Raw genomic sequence first — 17,011 nt, forward strand, 5'->3', positions numbered from 1 at the left:
TGCGGCATCGTGGCGGCGTCATTCAATCATCACCCGCTCCGCGCGCACGCCGATCTGACCGCGATGATGTCTGCGCGCGCAAGAAGCCGGGTTGCGGCGCGGGACGTGGAGGTTGATACCCCGCCTTGCCGTTTCCCCCGCCTTCTTGTTGACACGCCGCCAGCCGAGACTCGCCCGCGCGATGCAGGTCTATCTCCCGATTGCCGAAATGTCGGTCGATGCCCTGCTGTTGCTCGGCATCGGCTTTGGTGTGGGCTGGCTGTCGGGCCTGTTCGGCGTCGGCGGTGGCTTCCTGCTGACGCCGCTGCTGATCCTGATTGGCATCCCCGCGCCCGTCGCGGTCGGGTCCGGCGCCAACCAGACACTCGGCGCCTCCGTCTCCGGACTCATCGCGCAGTGGCGGCGGGGCAATGTCGATGTGCGGATGGGCACGGTGCTCATCATCGGCGGCTTCCTGGGCTCGCTCGCCGGCGTGCAGCTGTTCGCCTGGCTGCGGCGTGCCGGGCAGGTCGATCTGGCCGTCGCCATCTTCTATGTTGTCGTGCTGGGCAGCGTCGGCGCGCTGATGGTGCGGGAAAGCGTCACTGCCATCCTGCGCCGCAAGCGATCGCGCCCGGCGCGGCTGCACGAGCATCTCTGGATGCACGGCCTGCCCTTCAAGATGCGCTTCCGCAAGTCGCGCCTGTACATCTCCGTCATCCCGCCGCTCGGCATCGGCTTCGCCATCGGCGTGCTCTCGGCCATCATGGGTGTCGGCGGCGGCTTCATGCTGGTGCCGGCGATGATCTATCTGCTCGGCATGCCGACCGCGGTGGTGATCGGCACCTCCCTGTTCCAGGTGGTCTTCGTCACCGCCAACGTGACCTTCCTGCAGGCGATCCAGGTCGGCAGCGTCGATATCGTGCTCACCCTGCTGCTGCTGGCCGGCGGCGTCGCCGGCGCGCAGTTCGGCGCCGCCATGGGCACGAAGCTGCGCGGCGAGGAGATGCGCGCGCTGCTCGGCGCGCTGGTGCTGTCCGTCGCGCTGTCGCTGCTCTGGGACCTGCTGCGGGTGCCGGAGGCGCTGTTCGTCATCGGGCCGGTGCCATGAGGCTCTGCCTCGGCCTGCTTCTGCTGCTGCTGACCTTGCTCGCCACGCCGCGCTTGGCCCTGGCCCAGGCAACCGCGGTGGCGCCGCCCTCCCTCGCCGTGGAGCTTTCCACCCGCCGGATCGAGGTGACCACCGCCTTTTCCGGCGCCGAGATCCTGGTCTTCGGCGCCACCGAACGGCTGATCGGCCCGCTGGGGGACGAGATCCTGGTGCTGGTCACCGGCCCCGAGACGGCGATGATCGTGCGCGAGAAGACCAATGTGCTGGGCTTCTGGATCAATGGCGCCGCCGCCCGCTTCAACCGCGTGCCCAGCTACTGGGCGCTGGCCTCCACCCGCCCGGTGCCGGCGATGCTGGACCGGGTGGAACGCGCCGATCTGCGGCTGACGCTGGACCAACTGCCGCTGGTGCAGCTCGGCGCCCAGGGGCGGGAATTCCGCACTGCCCTGGCCGGGCTGCAGCAGGAGGCCGGGCTCTGGGTGGACCGGGAAAGGCCGATCGAGGTTTCGGGCGGCCGGCTGTTCCACGCCCGGCTGCCGCTGCCGGCCACCGTGGCGCATGGCATCTATCAGGTACAGGTGATGCTGGTGCGCGACCGGCGGCTGGTGGCGCGGCAGGAATTGCGGTTGGATGTGGTGCGCACCGGCAGCGCCGCCTGGATAGCGGACATCGCGCGCAACGAGCCGGTGCTGTATGGCATCGCCTGCATTGTCATGGCGGGCCTGGCCGGCTGGATCGGCAGCGTCGTCTTCCGGCGCGGCTGACCAGCCTTCCGCCCCGCCCCGGGCCTGGGGGATCGAGCGATGGGCGAAACGGCGGAGGCGGCGCAGGCGCGGCGGGACCGGGTCTTCCTGGTGGTGGTGGATGACAGCGCGGAGCGCCGGCTGGCCCTGCGCTACGCATCGCTGCGGGTGCGCAAATCCGGCGGCCGCGTCGCTTTGCTGCGGGTGATCGAGCCCGCCGGCCAGGTGGAATGGGCCGGCGTCGGCGCCATGCTGGCCGAGGAACGGCGGGAGGAGGCAGAGCGCATGCTCTCCGGCCTCGCGGCGGAGGTGAATGAGATCACCGGCGGCCTGCCGATCCTGCTGATCCGGGAGGGTGATCCGCGCGACGAGCTGCTGGCCCTGTTGGCCGAAGATCCGCGCATCTCCATCCTGGTGCTGGCCAGTGCCACCGGCGGGTCCGGCCCCGGCCCGCTGATCCAGGCCCTGACCGGCCGCTACGCCACCAAGCTACTGGTGCCGATGACCATCGTGCCGGGCGCGATGAGCGATGCCGAGCTGGATCGCGTGACCTGATTCTTGCCCTCAGGATTCTTGCCCTCAGGCGCCGGGCGCCGCCTCCGGCGGCTTGGCTCGCCGCATAGGCGGCGGCGGCCATTCGGCCGCTCAGCCGGCTTCGCCGGCTGCCTTTTGTGGCCCTCAGGTGCCGGGCGCGCGCTCTGCGCACTTGGCTCGCCGCATAGGCGGCGGGCGCGTTTCCGGCGCACGGCCGCAGGGCGTCGCAGCCCCGCGCACGGCGCACCGCAGGGCCGTCGCAGCGCCTTATGCCCCACCCGTTGCAGCCCTGGGTAAAACGGACCACATAGGTCGGGAATCGCCAGACCATCGCGGAACCCCAAAAATGTTCATCGAGACGGAAGCCACGCCGAACCCCGCCACATTGAAGTTCCTGCCGGGCCGGGACGTGATGGCGCATCTCGGCACCGCCGACTTCACCGCCGCCGAGGACGCCGTCGGGCGCAGCCCGCTTGCCGCGCGCATCTTCGCCGTGGGCGATGTCGCCCGCGTCTTCCTCGGCCAGGACTTCGTCACCGTCACCAAGACCGAGGCCTCCGACTGGCAGGCCCTGCGCCCGCGCGTGCTGGGTGCGGTGATGGAACACTACCTGGCCGGCCTGCCTGTGATGGAAGGCGAGGACGCGGAAGCCGAGGCCGAGGATTTCGCCGAGGAAGACGGCGAGATCGTCACCCAGATCAAGGAACTGCTGGACACCCGCGTGCGCCCGGCGGTGGCCGGCGACGGTGGCGACATCGTCTTCCGCGGCTTCCGGGAAGGCGTGGTGAAGCTGCACATGCAGGGCGCCTGCGCCGGCTGCCCCTCCTCCCGCGCCACGCTCAAGCACGGGGTCGAGACCATGCTGCGGCACTACGTGCCGGAAGTGCTCCGGGTGGAGCAGGTGGAGGCCTGACACCCAAATCCCGGTGATCGTAACGATCACCGGCAGCGGCCGCTCGTCCGCCTTCAGCGGGCGCAGGGTCCCATCCGTGGGATCGGGCCATTCGGGCCGCCGATAATCACCATTGGTGCCGGGCGATTGGCCCCGGCCGCCAATAGGCCTATCCCGTTCGCAAAGCCGCGCCTTCGGGCACCGCTGGCTGTTGACGGAGAAACCTATGACTGACCACCCGACGCTTGACGACCAGGCCCTGGACATCCTGTTCCGGGAAGCCCGCACCCAGAACAAGTGGCAGGACCGGCAGGTGCCGGACAGCAAGCTCGAGGAGGTCTACAACCTTCTCAAATTCGCGCCGACCTCGGCCAATGCCTCCCCGGCCCGCTTCGTCTTCATCCGCACCGCGGAAGGCAAGGCCAAGCTGAAGCCGGCGCTGTCGTCCGGCAACATGGAAAAGACCATGACCGCGCCGGTCATCGCCATCGTGGCGCATGACATGGCCTTCTACGACAAGCTGCCCTTCCTGTTCCCGCATGCCGATGCGCGGTCCTGGTTCGTCAGCACCCCGGCGCTGGCCGAGACCACCGCCTTCCGCAACGGCACGCTGCAGGGCGCCTATCTGATCCTGGCCGCCCGCGCGGCGGGCCTCGATGCCGGGCCGATGAGCGGCTTCGACAATGCCAAGGTGGACGAGGCCTTCTTCTCCGGCACCAGCTGGAAGTCCAACTTCCTGGTCAATCTCGGCTATGGCGACCCGGCGGGCCTGTTCCCCCGCAGCCCGCGCCTGAGCTTCGACGAGGCCGCCCGCCTCGAATAGTTTTCCCGACAGGGCCGATATGGGAGAGGGCCGGATGGCGACGTCCGGCCCTTTTCGCATTTTCAGTTCCCGAAGAGCCGCTGCATCCGCCCCATGATCTCGGGCAGGGACAGGCCGCTGGGCGCCGGTGTCACCGTGCCCTCCGGCACCCGGCTGCGGTAGCGCGCCAGGGCATCCCGCGTGCCCTCCAGCCGCAGTTCCACCGGCTCCGCCTGGTTCGATCCGGCGCCGAGGCCGGTCATGCGCACCAGCGCCGCAGGGCTGGCCGCCAGTTCCTCCGCCGCCCGCGCGGCATCCTCCGCCTTCGGCGCGCAGACCAGGTTGCGGCCTTCCAGCCCGCAGGGCAGCTCAAAGAACCGGCTTGGTGGGAAGCGCAGCTGCGCCGTGCCGGTGAAGGCCAACAACCCGCGGCTCGCCGCATCCAGCGACAGGTCGCGCGCCGTGACCACTGGCACCAGCCGCCCATGCCGCTCCTGCACCTCCAGCAACAGGGAGGAGCCGGTGGCGCTTTGCGCCGCCTCCACCGGGTTGCGATGCCGCAGCAGGCAGTTGGACTGGTCCGTCATGCGGTCGGCGACGCAGGACAGGCGCCAACTGCCGATCTCCTCCGGCACCTGGGCCTGAAGCTGCGGCGCGGGTTGCGCCAAAGTGGCCGTGCCGGCCAGCATGAGGGCGGCGGCGAGGGAACTGGGGCGGGCCATGCGGGTCATACCCTGGCAGATAGGAAGCGAAGGGGCGGGTTCCATGGCGGATGTGCGGTTTCCTGATGGGGTCGTGGTGCCAGCACTGGGCCAGGGCACCTGGCATATGGGGGAAGGCGGCAACAGCCGGGCGGAGGCCGATGCATTGCGGCTCGGCCTCGACCTCGGCCTGACCCTGATCGACACGGCGGAGATGTATGCCGAGGGCGGGGCGGAGGAGGTGGTGGGCGAGGCCATCGCCGGCCGGCGGGACGAGGTGTTCCTCGTCTCCAAGGTCTATCCCCACAACGCTTCGGCGCGAAAACTACCGGTGGCGCTGGCGGCCAGCCTGAAGCGGCTGCGGGTGGAGCGGATCGACCTTTATCTGCTGCATTGGCGCGGCAGCGTACCGCTGGCGGAGACGGTGCAGGCGATGGAGGCCGCGCGCGCCAAGGGGCAGATCGCGCGATGGGGCGTCTCCAACCTGGATGTGGCGGATCTGCGGGAGCTCGGCCCGGCGCTGGCCGATTGCGCGACGGACCAGGTGCTGTGGAACCTCGAAGCGCGCGGCCCGGAATTCGACCTGCTGCCCTTCTGCGCGGAACGCGCCATGCCGGTGATGGCCTATTCCCCGCTCGGCCAGGGTGGGGCGCTGTTGCGGCACAGGGCCATGCGCGCAGTGGCCGCGCGGCATGGCGTGGCGCCGGCACAGGTGGCGCTGGCCTTCGTGCTGGCGCGACCGGGGGTGATCGCGATTCCGAAGGCGTCGGACCCGGCGCATCTGCGCGCCAATGTGGCGGCACGCGACCTGCGACTGACGGCGGAGGATATGGCCGAGTTGGACCGGGCCTTCCCGCCGCCGTCGCGCAAGCAGGCGCTGGAGATGATCTGAGCGCAGTTGCCGGCCGGGTTGGCGCTATGGACTCGAAACCGGATCGAACCGACTATCGTTCTTCATGCCGGATCGGGTCATCACATTGCGGGAGGCTGCGGGAGGCTTCCTGCTGATTCCGGCTTCCGCATGGAGATCGGATGCGGCGGTGCGCCAGCCGGGCATCAGCCGGGGCGTCGGGCTTCTGACGCTGGAAGCGGCGCTGATGCGCGCCTTGCAGGAGGGCAGCGGAACCCGCGCCGCCTTGCTGGACCTGGTCGCGGAACTGCGCGGCAGCCCCTTTTTCGTCACCGGACCCAGCCTGTCGGACCGGGAGGTGATCGCCACCATCACCCGCGGCGTGCAGGACCGGCGCGTGCTGGTGATGCGCTTCGCCCACCTGCCCGGCGCCCGGGAGATCGAGGGCGAACCGCTGGCCATGCTGCGCGCCCTGGATGTTCCGGCGACCCACCAGAGACCTCCCGACATTAACCAGAACATCGCCGGCCTGCCGATGCGGGAACGCTGGCTGATCGTGCTGGGGCAAGTGCCCGACCATCTCAGCATGGCCGGCATGGGCGAGGAGATGAAGGGCCGCGTCCGGGACTTCTTCTCACCGGAGTCCCTGGCGATGCTGGCGGCCACCATGGCCGTGATGATGATGAACCCGGCCGGCATCCTGGCCCTGCTGGCCGGCGGGTTGATGCTGGGCATAACGCTGCTCTTTGCCAAGGACGCGATTCTGGAGGGGATCGCCAAGCTGTCCGAAGTCTTCGATCGGGTGGAGTCCGCGAAGACGAAGGCGGATCTCGACGCGGCGGCGGCGATGTTGGCGGCGGCAGTGACGATGATCGGGGTGGAGCTGTTCATCAAGATCATCGCGCGGGCCGGGCCGAAGCGAAGACGAGGGGGTGACTTTGCGGTTGTGGAGAAGCCGGTTGGCGGGCCACCGAAACCTTCCAAAGCCGCGCCGGAGCAGCATTCTAGACTACCAGGTCCACGGCAAATACAGAGAACTCCGAGCAGTGGTGTGCCGATTGTTGCGGACCCAAACAAGACAACTACAGTTCTCGGAAATTATCACGCCGATGTAAAACATGTCATTGAGGAGCTTAATATACCGAAAAACGAAGATTTCGGGCCCAAGAAGGGTGGCTTCAACGTGTTAAATGTGCCAGACGAAAAATACAAAAATCCAGAGCAGTTCTGGAAGGAATACAACAAGCCATTCCTAGATGAAGCGATCGCCCGCGGCGACCGCATTCCGATGGCAACCAGGCCGCCGCCGCCCGGCCCGGATCGCCTGATGCCCGATGGAAGTTCCGTGCGCTCCGGTTTCGGCCGCGAATACGACTATCTCGTTGAGCAGGGTTACCGCTATGATCCCGTAAGTTCAGAAATGGTTCGCTGACAGATGCATCCCGACTTCGAAGTTGTGCAAATTCCGACAGAGACGGCGCTGTCGCGCATTGGTTTCACGCGGGAAAGCGATGAAGATTTTTCCGCAGCTTATCGGCGTGCCGATGGCTGGCGCGTGGAAATCCACGGGGAACGCTACATGCGGCCCGCGTATGATCTCGTCGTTTTCTCGCCGTATTCGGAACCTGAAGCTCTCGGCTATTCGGTTCCCATCATATTCAAGATTTTCTATGAATGGCGGGGTTTGCCGGTACCGGTTCCCTCTGTCGGCAACCTCTTGAAATTCCTAAGCGAACACGAGGACTACGTCTTCAACCTGCTGCTCCCCTATCGCGCCGCCTATATCGAGAGTCAGACGCCTCACTACGGGTGACATCTGTTTCGAGTGGTAAGTTTCGGCCGAAGTCCCACTGAAAGCTCGGCATCGCCGGCACGTCCTCCACCGCAACCGGCGGCGGCAGGTCTATGATCACCGTGCCGGGGTCCTGGCTCGGGGAACGGTCCAGTCAGTAGGTCACGCTCTTTGGCCAGAGATCACCACTGCCAGCAGCAGCAGCAGTTGCAAGCCGACTGACGCCCAGGTGGACGCCCCTTCAAACCTGCGCTGCCCTCGCATCTTGAGGGATCGCGCTCTACCAATACCCCGCCATGATCTCCCGCGCCCAATCCGGCTCCCGCACCGCACCGCGCGGGTCGAAGCCGGTCATATGCGGCTTCACGTCGAAGACCGGCGACCCTTCCACCGCATCCAGCCCGCGCACCCGCAGCACCAGCCCCTCCACGCCCAGCAGTGCGCAGGTGCTCACGCCGATGCGGTTCGGGCGCGGGGCGCCGCGTTGGGCCAGGATACCGACCTTCGGCCAGTCCTGACGGCCGCGCGGGTGGCGGGCGTTGCGCTCCACCGCCTCGGGGTCCAGGCGGTGGAAGCCGAAGACCACCACCACATGGCTGAAGGCGTCGAGCCCGAGCGCCGCATCCGGCCCCAGCACCGCCGGGTCCAGCACGATCTCGGCCTCCACGGCGTCCCAGCCATCGTCCAGAGGCTCCGCACGGCCACCGCGGACCGTGCCGATGGGCGCGATCCTCATTGGAAGACCGGCATCGCCGGCACATCCGGCACCGCGACGGGCGGCGGCAGGTCGATGATCACCGTGCTCGGGTCCTGCCGCGGGGAGCGGTCGAGCCAGTAGGTCACGCTCTGCGGCCAGAAGATCACCACCGCCACCAGCAGCAATTGCAGGCACAGCCAGGGGATGGCGCCCCAGTAGATGTCCTTGGTCAGCACCGATTTCGGCGCCACGCCGCGCAGGTAGAACAGGGCGAAGCCGAAGGGCGGATGCATGAAGGCGGTCTGCATGTTGATGCAGAGCAGCACGCCGAACCACACCAGATCGATGCCCAGGGCCTTCGCCGCCGGCGCCAGCAGCGGGATGACGATGAAGGCGATCTCGAAGAAGTCGAGGAAGAAGGCCAGGAAGAAGACGAAGACGTTGACGAAGATCAGGAAGCCGGTCTGACCGCCAGGCAGCAGGCTCAGCAGATGCTCGATCCAGATGCCGCCATCGACGCCCTGGAAGACCAGGGTGAAGACCGTGGCGCCGATCAGGATGAAGATGACCATGCTGGTGATGCGCATGGTGTTGCCCATGGCTTCGCGGATCAGCGGCCAGGTCAGGCGGCGGTTCAGCGCGGCCAGCAGCACGGCGCCGACCACGCCCATGGCGCCGGCTTCCGTCGGCGTCGCCAGGCCCATGAAGATGGTGCCCAACACCATGAAGATGAGGGCCATGGACGGGACCATGCCCTTCAGCACCCGCCACCACAGCTTCCAGTCGCGCGGCGCCAAGGCTTCGGGGGGCAGCGGCGGCACCTTGTGCGGGCGGAAGATGGACACCAGCCAGATGAACAGCAGGAACAGCGCCACCTGCAGCATCGAAGGCCCGATGGCCCCCGCATACATGTCGCCGACGCTCTGGCCGAGCTGATCCGACAGCACGATCAGCACGAGGGAGGGCGGAATCAGCTGGGTGATGGTGCCCGACGCCGCGATCACGCCGGTGGCGATCCGCATGTCGTAGCCATAGCGGATCATGATCGGCAGGCTGATCATGCCCATGGAGATCACGCTGGCGGCGACGGTGCCGGTGATGGCGCCCAGGATCGCGCCGACGATGATGACCGCATAGGCCAGCCCGCCGGGGATCTTGCCGAAGAGCTGCCCAGTACCCTCCAGCAGATCCTCCGCCAGGCCGCAGCGTTCCAGCACCGCGCCCATCAGGGTGAAGAAGGGAATCGCCAGCAGCAGGTCGTTGGACAGGATGCCGAAGACCCGCAGCGGCAGGTTGAACATCCAGGCTTCCGGGAAGAAGCCGAGCTCGATCGAGATGAAGCCGAAGAACAGCCCCACCGCCGCCAGCGAAAAGGCCGCCGGGAAGCCGATCAGCAGGAACACCACCAGCCCGCCGAACATCAGCGGCGGCATGATGTCCTCATGCAGCATGCCCATCACTGATCAGGCCTCGCATAGACAGCGTGCAACTGCCCCTTGGCCAGTTCGATGCCGCGCAACACGGCGACGCGCTTGACCAATTCGGAAAGCCCTTGCAGCGACATCAGGAAAAATCCCAGCGGCATCAGCAGCTTGGCCGGCCAGCGGATCAAGCCGCCGGGGGAGGACGAAACCTCCGCCCGCACCCAGGATTCGACGAAGAAGGGCCAGGTCATCCAGGCCAGCAGCGCCATGGCGGGCAGCAGGAAGAAGGTGATGCCCAGCACATCCACCCAGATCCGCGCGCGCATGCGCAGCGATCCATAGACCAGGTCGACGCGCACATGCTCGTTGCGGAACAGGGTATGGCTGGCGCCCAGCATGACCATGCCGGCGAAGCAGTACCACTGCACCTCCAGCCAGGCATTGGAGCCGGAGGAGAAGCCGTAGCGGGCGAAGGCATTGGCGGCGCTGACGGTGCAGGCGATCAGCACCAGCCAGTCGGCGATCCGTCCAAAAGCCGTGGTCAGGGCATCGACCCCGCGGCTGAAGGCGAGCAACGGTCCCAAAGGAGACGTACCCCCGAGGCTGAAGACAGGCGGGCGGCATGCCCGTGGGTTGGCGGGCCGGCGCGGCGCGCGCGGCATTCCCGGCGCCCCGCCGAGCCGGGCGGGCTGCTGTAGCGCCAGCGGACAGGCTTGGAAAGCAGTGGAGCGGGCCGGCGGCTGCGCGACGGCCCCGAAAATCGCCCCCGGGATGGTGACGTGATGCCGCATGGACTGGCCGCCCCCTTCTGTGGCGGGGTGGGGGTGCTATCCTGCGAGTCGGTGACCCGTTCCCAAAGCCTGCCGTGCTGACGGCGCTCCTTCTCAACCTGGCGGGCCTTGGCCTGCTGGGACTTTGCGCCGTGCCACTCTCCCGCGCGCGCTGGGGATGGATGGTGGTGCATGGGGGGGCGCTGGTCGCCTCCGCGCTGTTCGCGGGACTGGGCTTGGCAGTGCTGGCTGGCGGGGCCTTGCCCGCGCAGGCGCTGCCGCTGGCGATTCCGGGCGTGGCGGCGCAGGTGGCGGTGGATGCGCTCTCGGCCTGGTTCCTGCTGATCCTGGGTCTCGCCGGGGCCTGCGCCTCGCTGTTCGCCCTGGCCCATGCGCGCCACGCGCCGCCGCGGCTGCTGGCCGCCTATCCGCTGTTCCTGGCCGGCATGGCGCTGACGCTGATCGCGGCGGATGGCTTCACCCTGGTTCTGGGGTTCGAGGCGATGTCCGTCGCCTCCTGGATCCTGATCGCGGCGGAGCATGAGGATGCGGCGCATCGCCGCGCCGCCCGGCTGTACCTCGCCTTCGCCCTGTTCGCCGGCGCCTGCCTGATCCCGGCCATGGGGCTGCTGGGCGGGGCGGCGGGGGACGTTTCCTTTGCCGCCATCCGCGCCGCGCCGCCGGAAGGCTGCGTGGCCGCGGCGGTGCTGGGGCTGGTGCTGGCCGGGGCGGGGTCCAAGGCCGGGCTGCTGCCGATGATGGTCTGGCTGCCGCCCTATGCTGCCGCACCCAGCCATGTCGCCGCGCTGATGTCGGGCGCGATGAGCAAGGTGGCGCTGTATGTCCTGGCGCGGGTGCTGCTGGACCTGTCCGGGCCGACGCAGCCGCTGTGGTGGGGCGTGCCGCTGCTGGTGCTGGGCGCGGCCTCGGCCGTGTTCGGCGCGCTGCGCGCCAATCTGGAGACCGATGGCAAGACGCTGCTGGCCTGCTCCACTATCGAAAATGTCGGGCTGATCGCGGTGGGCCTGGGGCTGGCCGCCTGTTTCCGCGCTGCCGATCTCGGCGTGCTGGCCGGGCTGGCGGCGGGGGCGGCGCTGCTGCATGCGCTGAACCATGCGCTGTTCAAGTCGCTGCTGTTCCTGGGCCTGGGGGAGGTGCAGCACGCCGCCGCCTCCCGCCATCTGGACCGGCTGGGCGGGCTGATCCACGTGATGCCGGTGACGGCGGCGGCGGTGCTGGTGGGCGCCGCGGCGGCGGCCAGCCTGCCCCCACTCTCCGGCTTCGCCAGCGAATGGCTGCTGTTGCAGGCGCTGCTGGCCGCCTGGCGGGTGGGCGACCTCGCCTTCCAGGTGATGGGCGTGGTGGCGGTGGCGGCGGTGGCGCTGGCGGCTGCGCTGGCGGCGGCGGCGATGCTGCGGATGTATGGCCTGATCTTCCTCGGCCGGCCGCGCACACCGCGTGCGGCCGGGGCACAGGATGGGCGGCTGGCGGCGCGGCTCGCCCTGCTGCTGCCGGCGGGGCTGACGGTGCTGTTCGGGCTGATGCCCGGGCCGCTGCTGGATCTGGCGGCGGGGGCGGTGCAGATCCTGGCGACCCAGGGCATGGCGGAGCGCGGCAGCCTGACCGTGCTGCGCGTCGGCGATGGCGGCGCGCGCTACTGGCCGATCGGCGTGGCGCTGGTGCTGGCGGCGCTGGGCGGCGTGATCTGGTGGCTGCTGCGCCAGCGCAGCCCGGGCGGCGTGGCGCGCAGCCCGGCCTGGGATGGCGGCTTCATGGCGTCGCCGCCGCACCTGCCCTTCGGCGACCCGATGACCCAGCCCTCCGCCACCGGCTTCGGCCAGCCGCTGCGGCGCATGCTGGGCGGGTCGCTGCTGGCCGCGCATGAATCCGTGGTGATGCCCCGCCCGGGCGACCCCGGCCCGGCGCAGGTCAAATCCGGCCAGATGGACCCCACCGAGACGCTGTTGCTGGCGCCCGCGGCGCGACTCCGGGATGCGCTGGCCGGTTGGGCGGACAGGCTGCGTGACCTGTCGCTGACCGCCTGCCTGATCCTGCCCTTCTCCACCCTGGTCGCGCTGCTGGCGCTGACCGCCTGGCTGGAGGCGCGCTGAATGGACAGCCTCGCCGCCCTGCTGACCCAGGCGCTGCATCTGGTGCTGGTGCTGCTGGCCGCCGCGCTGGTGGAGGGTTGCATCCGCTGGCTGAAGGCGCGGATGCAGGGCCGCATCGGCGCCTCCCCCCTGCAGCCGTTGCGGGATTTTCGGAAGCTGCTGCGCAAGCGGCCGGTGCTGGCGGAGAATGCGAGCTGGATCAGCCGCGCCGCGCCCTATGCCGGGGTCACGCTCGCCTTGGGCGCGCTTGCCCTGGTGCCGAGTTTCGCGCGCGGCATGGCCTTGGCGCCGCTGGCGGATTTGGTGTTGATCGCCGGGCTGCTGGCGGCGGGGCGGATGGCGCTGGCGCTGGCGGGAATGGATGCCGGCACCGCCTTTGGCGGCCTCGGCGCCGCCCGCGAAATGTCCTTCGCGGCCCTGGCGGAGCCAGCGCTGCTGCTGGTGGTGTTGGTGCTGGCCATGCTGGCCGGCAATACGGGGCTGGAGGCGATCGGCACGCTGTTCCAGGATGGCAGCCTGGGCCTGCGCGTGTCGCTCGGCCTGGCTTTGGTCGCGATGCTGGCAGTGGCGGTGGCGGAAAACGCCCGCATCCCGGTGGACAACCCCGCCACCCATCTGGAACTCACCATGGTGCATGAGGCGATGCTGCTGGAGGCCTCCGGCCGGCATCTGGCGCTGTGGCAGGCGGCTTCCGCGCTGCGGCTGACCCTGTGGCTGGCCCTGCTGGCCGCGATCTTCTTCCCCTTCGGCACCGCGCCTGTGGGCTTCGCGCCGCTGGGCTGGGTGGTGGGTATCGGCGCGTGGGTGGCGAAAATGGGGGTGCTGTGCGTGGCACTGGCCGTCTTCGAAAGCGCCATCGCCAAGATGCGGGTGTTCCGGGTGCCGGAGTTTTTGGGGACGGCGCTGCTGCTGGGGTTGTTGGGGGCGTTGCTGCTGTTTTTGTCGACGAGGCTGGCGTGAGCTTCGGCAGCACCGGCTATGACGTCGCCCACCTCCTCGGCGGGGGCGTGCTGCTGTTGTCCTTTGTGCTGCTGTACCAGCGGCGGCTGGATGCGGTGATCAACGCTTTTGCCGTGCAGGGCGCGCTGCTGGCGGCGGCCGCGGCCTGGCAGGGCTACAGCCAGCACAATGGGGAGCTTTATGTCACGGCGCTGCTGGCCTTCGCTGCCAAGGCGGTGCTGATTCCGCTCGCTTTGCGCCTGCTGCTCCGCCGGCTCGGCCTGCATCGGACCATGGAGACGGCGCTGGGCGTCGGCCCCTCCCTGCTCGCCGCCGCCGCGCTGGTCGGGCTCGCGGTGATGGTGGTGTTGCCCGCCACCGCCGGCCAGGCGCAGGCGCTGACGCGCGAAAACCTCGCCTTGGCACTGTCCGTGGTGATGCTGGGCATGCTGATGATGATCGCCCGGCGCAATGCCGTCAGCCAGGTGATCGGCCTGCTGAGCCTGGAGAACGGGCTGATCCTGGCCGCCGTCGGCGTGCAGGGCATGCCGCTGGTGGTGGAGCTTTCGACCGCCGCCCTGGTGCTGATGCTGGCCCTGGTCGCCGGCATCGTCGTCTTCCTGCTGCGCGACCGCATGGCGACGCTGGACACCGAATCGCTCAGCCGCCAGCGCGGGGAGGGGGAGCCGCCATGACCGTCCCCGGCTTCCCGCTGGCCTGGATCGTCGTGTTCTTCCCTTGGGCCGGGGCGCTTCTGCTGTTGCTGCTGCGCCCGCGCGGGCGGCTGCCGGCCTGGGTCAATCTGGGGGTTTCGGCCGCCAGCTGCGGCCTGGCGTTCTGGCTGCTGGCGCTGCCGCAGGGGGTGCAGGGCTGGACCCGCACGGATTCGGTGAACCTGCCGCTGATCGCCCTGGCCGGCATCATCGGCTTGGCCACCGCCGCCTTTTCCGCGGCCACGGTGGAGGGCGAGCGCTTCGACCCGCTGCGCGCCCGCGCCTATCACGCCGCCTTCCAGGTCTTCATGGGCGCGCAGTTCCTGGCGCTGCTGTCGGACAATCTGGGCGTGATGTGGGTGGCGATCGAAATCGCCACCCTCGCTTCCGTCCTGATGGTCGCGGTGCATGGCACGCCGGCGGCCATCGAGGCGGCGTGGAAGTTCTTCCTGCTCTGCGGCGTCGGCATCGCGCTGGCGCTGTTCGGCACCATCCTGCTGTATCTGGCGGCCCAGCCGCTGGTGGGCCATGGCGATCCCGGCCTGTCCTGGGCGGCGCTGCGGGCGGTGGCGGCGCATTGCGATGCGGGGATTCTCTCGCTCGCCTTCATCTTCATCATGGTGGGTTACGGCACCAAGGCCGGGCTGGTGCCGCTGCACACCTGGCTGCCGGACGCGGAAGCCGAGGGGCCGCTGCCGATCAGCGCGGTGCTGTCCGGCCTGCTGTTGAATGCCTCCCTGCTCGCCATCCTGCGGGCCAAGGCGATTGTCGATCTCAATCCGGGCGTGCTGGCGCCCGGGCCGCTGCTGGTGGGGTTCGGGCTGGCCTCCCTGCTGCTGGCCTCGCTCGCCTTGTGGCGGCGGCGGGATGCGCGGCGCTTCTTCGCCTGGAGCAGCATCGAGCATATGGGCCTCGCCACCATGGCCTTCGGGCTCGGCGCGCCCCTGGCCGGGATGCTGCATCTGATGGGCCATTCCCTGGTGAAGAGCGCGGTGTTCTTTGGTGTCGGCGCCGCCGCGCAGCTCAAGGGCAGCCAGAAGATCGAGGCCATCAAGGGCCTGGCGGCGAGCCACCCGGTGCTGGGCTGGGGACTGGCGCTGGGCATTGCCGGGCTGGCGGGCATGCCGCCCTTCGCGCTGTTCGTCTCCGAATTCCGGCTGGTGGCGGCGGCCGCGGCGGGGCAGCCCTGGCTGCTGCTGCCGCTCGGCCTTGGGCTGCTGCTGGCCGGCACGGCGCTGGTGCGGGCCTTGCAGCGGATGTGCCTCGGCCCGCCGAGTCCGGACTCACCCGTGCCGGGGGCCTTCGGCCTGCCCGGCGGGTTGGCCTGGGCCAGCGTTCCGATGTGGACGCTGCTGGCACTGGCCGCCGCGCTCGGCTTCGCCCTGCCGGCGGGGCTGGAGGCGTTGCTGATGGATGCGGCGAGGCTGCTCGGATGAAGGCTTCCACCATCATCCGCCGCGGCACGCCGCAGCCCTGCCGGCCGGTGCCCCGCCATCTTCTGTCGCCCACCGATTTCGCCTTGCTTTCGGCGGGGCTGATCGAGGAGCCGACGCTCGCCTTGCTGTCCCTGTGGGCGGAGCCGGCGATGGTCCATGCCGCATTCCTGGACGAAGAATCGGGCGCCCTGCTGCTGGCCAGCACTCCGGCGGAGGGCGGCCTCTACCCCGCGCTGTCCCCCGCCCGACCCGGCGCGGTGCGGTTCGAGCGGATGATCCACGACCTCTGGGGCCTGGTGGCGGAGGGCGGCGTCGATCTGCGCCCCTGGCTGGATCATGGCCGCTGGCCGCTGACCGCCCCGCTTTCCGCCCGCCCGGCCCGCCACGGCGCGCCGCCGGAACAGCCGACCTTCCTGCCGATCGAGGGTGAAGGCTGGCACCAGATTCCCGTCGGCCCGGTGCATGCCGGCATCATCGAGCCCGGCCATTTCCGCTTCACCGTGCAGGGGGAGATGGTGGTGCGGCTGGAGCAGCGGCTGGGCTATGCCCATAAGGGCACGCTCGGTCTGATGCTCGGCAAGTCCCCGCGCACCGCCGCGCGCTTCGCCGCCCGCCTGTCCGGCGACAGCACCGTCGCCCATTCCCTGGGCTTCGCGGAGGCCGCCGAGGCCGCCTGCGAGACCACCGCCCCGCCGCGGGCCGCCTGGCTGCGCGCGGTGATGCTCGAATCGGAGCGGATCGCGAATCACCTCAGCGACTGGGGTTTCATCTGCAACGACGCCAGCTTCGCCTTCCCGCATGCCCGCTGCGGCATGTTGCGGGAGGCGATGCTGCGTGCCCAGCTGGCCGCCTTCGGCCACCGGCTGATGATGGACCGGGTGATCCCCGGCGGGGTCGCCATGGATCTGGCGCAGGAAGGGGCGGATGCGCTGCTCGCCGCGCTGGCCCAGGTAGAGGCGGAGATGCCTTGGCTGCACGCGATCTATGAGGATCACGCCAGCCTGCAGGACCGCCTGGTCGGCACCGGGGTGCTGACGCCGGAGCTGGCGCGGGCGTTTGCCGCCGGCGGCGTCATCGGCCGCGCCTCCGGCCGGGCTTTTGACGCGCGGCTGGCTTTTCCCTCCGCCCCCTATGCCGGCGCACCGCCCGCATCGGTGCTGCGGCAGGACGGCGATGTGGCGGCGCGGATGCGGGTGCGGATCGAAGAGCTGACGGACAGCATCCGCCTGATCCGCCGCCTGCTGGCGGGCCTGCCGGCGGGCGAGATCCATGCCCCGCTGCCGCAGCGGGGCGGGGAAGGGTTTGCGCTGGTCGAGAGTTTTCGTGGGGAGATCGCCACCTGGATGGCGCTGGACGATGGCGGGCTGATCCGCGCCGTCTTCCCGCGCGACCCGTCCTGGCTGCAATGGCCGCTGCTGGAGGCGGTGGTCGAGGACAACATCATCGCCGATTTTCCGCTGTGCAACAAAAGCTTCAACTGTTCCTACAGCGGGGTGGACCTGTGATGCGCCCCGCGC

The 17,011-nt window shown here is 69.5% G+C and carries 17 protein-coding genes; 13 read left to right on the plus strand and 4 right to left on the minus strand.

Going from position 1 to position 17,011, the window contains the following annotated elements:
* Positions 1-181 precede the first annotated feature (181 nt).
* From ACVFYP_RS23995 to ACVFYP_RS24015, 5 genes are all read left to right on the plus strand, one after another.
* The gene (locus tag ACVFYP_RS23995; protein WP_499202755.1) at positions 182-1,090 is read left to right on the plus strand and encodes a sulfite exporter TauE/SafE family protein; all 909 of its coding nucleotides are present in this window, start codon (positions 182-184) and stop codon (positions 1,088-1,090) included.
* Complete coding sequence (locus ACVFYP_RS24000; RefSeq protein ID WP_499202756.1) at positions 1,087-1,854, plus strand: TIGR02186 family protein; 768 nt, start codon at positions 1,087-1,089, stop codon at positions 1,852-1,854. Before ACVFYP_RS23995 ends, ACVFYP_RS24000 begins: the two co-directional genes overlap by 4 nt.
* A 39-nt stretch (positions 1,855-1,893) precedes the next feature.
* On the plus strand, positions 1,894-2,388 hold the full coding sequence (locus ACVFYP_RS24005; RefSeq protein WP_499202757.1) for a universal stress protein: 495 nt from the start codon (positions 1,894-1,896) through the stop codon (positions 2,386-2,388).
* 325 nt (positions 2,389-2,713) lie between these two features.
* Positions 2,714-3,280 (plus strand): NifU family protein, encoded by a 567-nt coding sequence (locus ACVFYP_RS24010; protein WP_499202758.1) that lies wholly within the window; start codon positions 2,714-2,716, stop codon positions 3,278-3,280.
* A 205-nt stretch (positions 3,281-3,485) separates the two neighbouring features.
* Positions 3,486-4,082 carry a malonic semialdehyde reductase gene (locus tag ACVFYP_RS24015; RefSeq protein WP_499202759.1) on the plus strand — a complete coding sequence of 199 codons (597 nt, stop codon included), beginning with the start codon at positions 3,486-3,488 and terminating at the stop codon, positions 4,080-4,082.
* Between the two features lie 62 nt (positions 4,083-4,144).
* Here the strand turns inward: ACVFYP_RS24015 and ACVFYP_RS24020 are convergent, their stop codons facing one another.
* Positions 4,145-4,783: a hypothetical protein gene (locus tag ACVFYP_RS24020; RefSeq protein ID WP_499202760.1), complete on the minus strand. Its 639-nt coding sequence runs from the start codon at positions 4,781-4,783 to the stop codon at positions 4,145-4,147.
* 43 nt (positions 4,784-4,826) lie between these two features.
* Here ACVFYP_RS24020 and ACVFYP_RS24025 point away from each other — a divergent pair, with 43 nt between their 5' ends.
* From ACVFYP_RS24025 to ACVFYP_RS24035, 3 genes are all read left to right on the plus strand, one after another.
* Complete coding sequence (locus ACVFYP_RS24025) at positions 4,827-5,654, plus strand: aldo/keto reductase (protein ID WP_499202761.1); 828 nt, start codon at positions 4,827-4,829, stop codon at positions 5,652-5,654.
* Between the two features lie 64 nt (positions 5,655-5,718).
* A complete protein-coding gene (locus ACVFYP_RS24030) occupies positions 5,719-7,044 on the plus strand; it encodes a hypothetical protein (RefSeq protein WP_499202762.1) in 1,326 nt (441 codons plus the stop codon).
* Positions 7,045-7,047: 3 nt separating this feature from the next.
* Positions 7,048-7,425 (plus strand): hypothetical protein, encoded by a 378-nt coding sequence (locus tag ACVFYP_RS24035; RefSeq protein ID WP_499202763.1) that lies wholly within the window; start codon positions 7,048-7,050, stop codon positions 7,423-7,425.
* 259 nt (positions 7,426-7,684) lie between these two features.
* On the opposite strand, the gene ACVFYP_RS24040 is transcribed toward ACVFYP_RS24035, so the two are convergent.
* Genes ACVFYP_RS24040 through ACVFYP_RS24050 form a run of 3 tightly spaced genes read right to left on the minus strand, consistent with a single transcriptional unit; the run spans position 7,685 to position 10,100 of the window.
* Positions 7,685-8,140, minus strand: a complete 456-nt coding sequence (locus tag ACVFYP_RS24040; RefSeq protein ID WP_499202764.1) for a TrmO family methyltransferase domain-containing protein — start codon at positions 8,138-8,140, stop codon at positions 7,685-7,687.
* On the minus strand, positions 8,137-9,552 hold the full coding sequence (locus ACVFYP_RS24045) for a TRAP transporter large permease (RefSeq protein ID WP_499202765.1): 1,416 nt from the start codon (positions 9,550-9,552) through the stop codon (positions 8,137-8,139). The genes ACVFYP_RS24040 and ACVFYP_RS24045 overlap by 4 nt, the downstream gene beginning before the upstream one ends.
* Positions 9,553-9,557: 5 nt before the next feature.
* On the minus strand, positions 9,558-10,100 hold the full coding sequence (locus ACVFYP_RS24050) for a TRAP transporter small permease subunit (protein WP_499202766.1): 543 nt from the start codon (positions 10,098-10,100) through the stop codon (positions 9,558-9,560).
* A gap of 290 nt (positions 10,101-10,390) precedes the next feature.
* On the opposite strand from ACVFYP_RS24050, the gene ACVFYP_RS24055 reads away from it, so the two are divergent.
* The 5 genes from ACVFYP_RS24055 to ACVFYP_RS24075 are packed head-to-tail and all read left to right on the plus strand — an operon-like array spanning position 10,391 to position 16,999.
* Positions 10,391-12,406, plus strand: coding sequence for a proton-conducting transporter transmembrane domain-containing protein (locus ACVFYP_RS24055; RefSeq protein WP_499202767.1), 2,016 nt, complete (start codon positions 10,391-10,393; stop codon positions 12,404-12,406).
* Positions 12,407-13,366: a respiratory chain complex I subunit 1 family protein gene (locus ACVFYP_RS24060; RefSeq protein WP_499202768.1), complete on the plus strand. Its 960-nt coding sequence runs from the start codon at positions 12,407-12,409 to the stop codon at positions 13,364-13,366. It begins immediately after the preceding gene.
* Positions 13,363-14,040, plus strand: coding sequence for a hydrogenase-4 component E (locus tag ACVFYP_RS24065; protein ID WP_499202769.1), 678 nt, complete (start codon positions 13,363-13,365; stop codon positions 14,038-14,040). The genes ACVFYP_RS24060 and ACVFYP_RS24065 overlap by 4 nt, the downstream gene beginning before the upstream one ends.
* The gene (locus tag ACVFYP_RS24070) at positions 14,037-15,494 is read left to right on the plus strand and encodes a proton-conducting transporter transmembrane domain-containing protein (protein ID WP_499202770.1); all 1,458 of its coding nucleotides are present in this window, start codon (positions 14,037-14,039) and stop codon (positions 15,492-15,494) included. The genes ACVFYP_RS24065 and ACVFYP_RS24070 overlap by 4 nt, the downstream gene beginning before the upstream one ends.
* On the plus strand, positions 15,491-16,999 hold the full coding sequence (locus ACVFYP_RS24075) for a hydrogenase large subunit (protein ID WP_499202771.1): 1,509 nt from the start codon (positions 15,491-15,493) through the stop codon (positions 16,997-16,999). The genes ACVFYP_RS24070 and ACVFYP_RS24075 overlap by 4 nt, the downstream gene beginning before the upstream one ends.
* Positions 17,000-17,011 lie beyond the last annotated feature (12 nt).

It is taken from the genome of Roseomonas sp. F4, assembly GCF_053891155.1.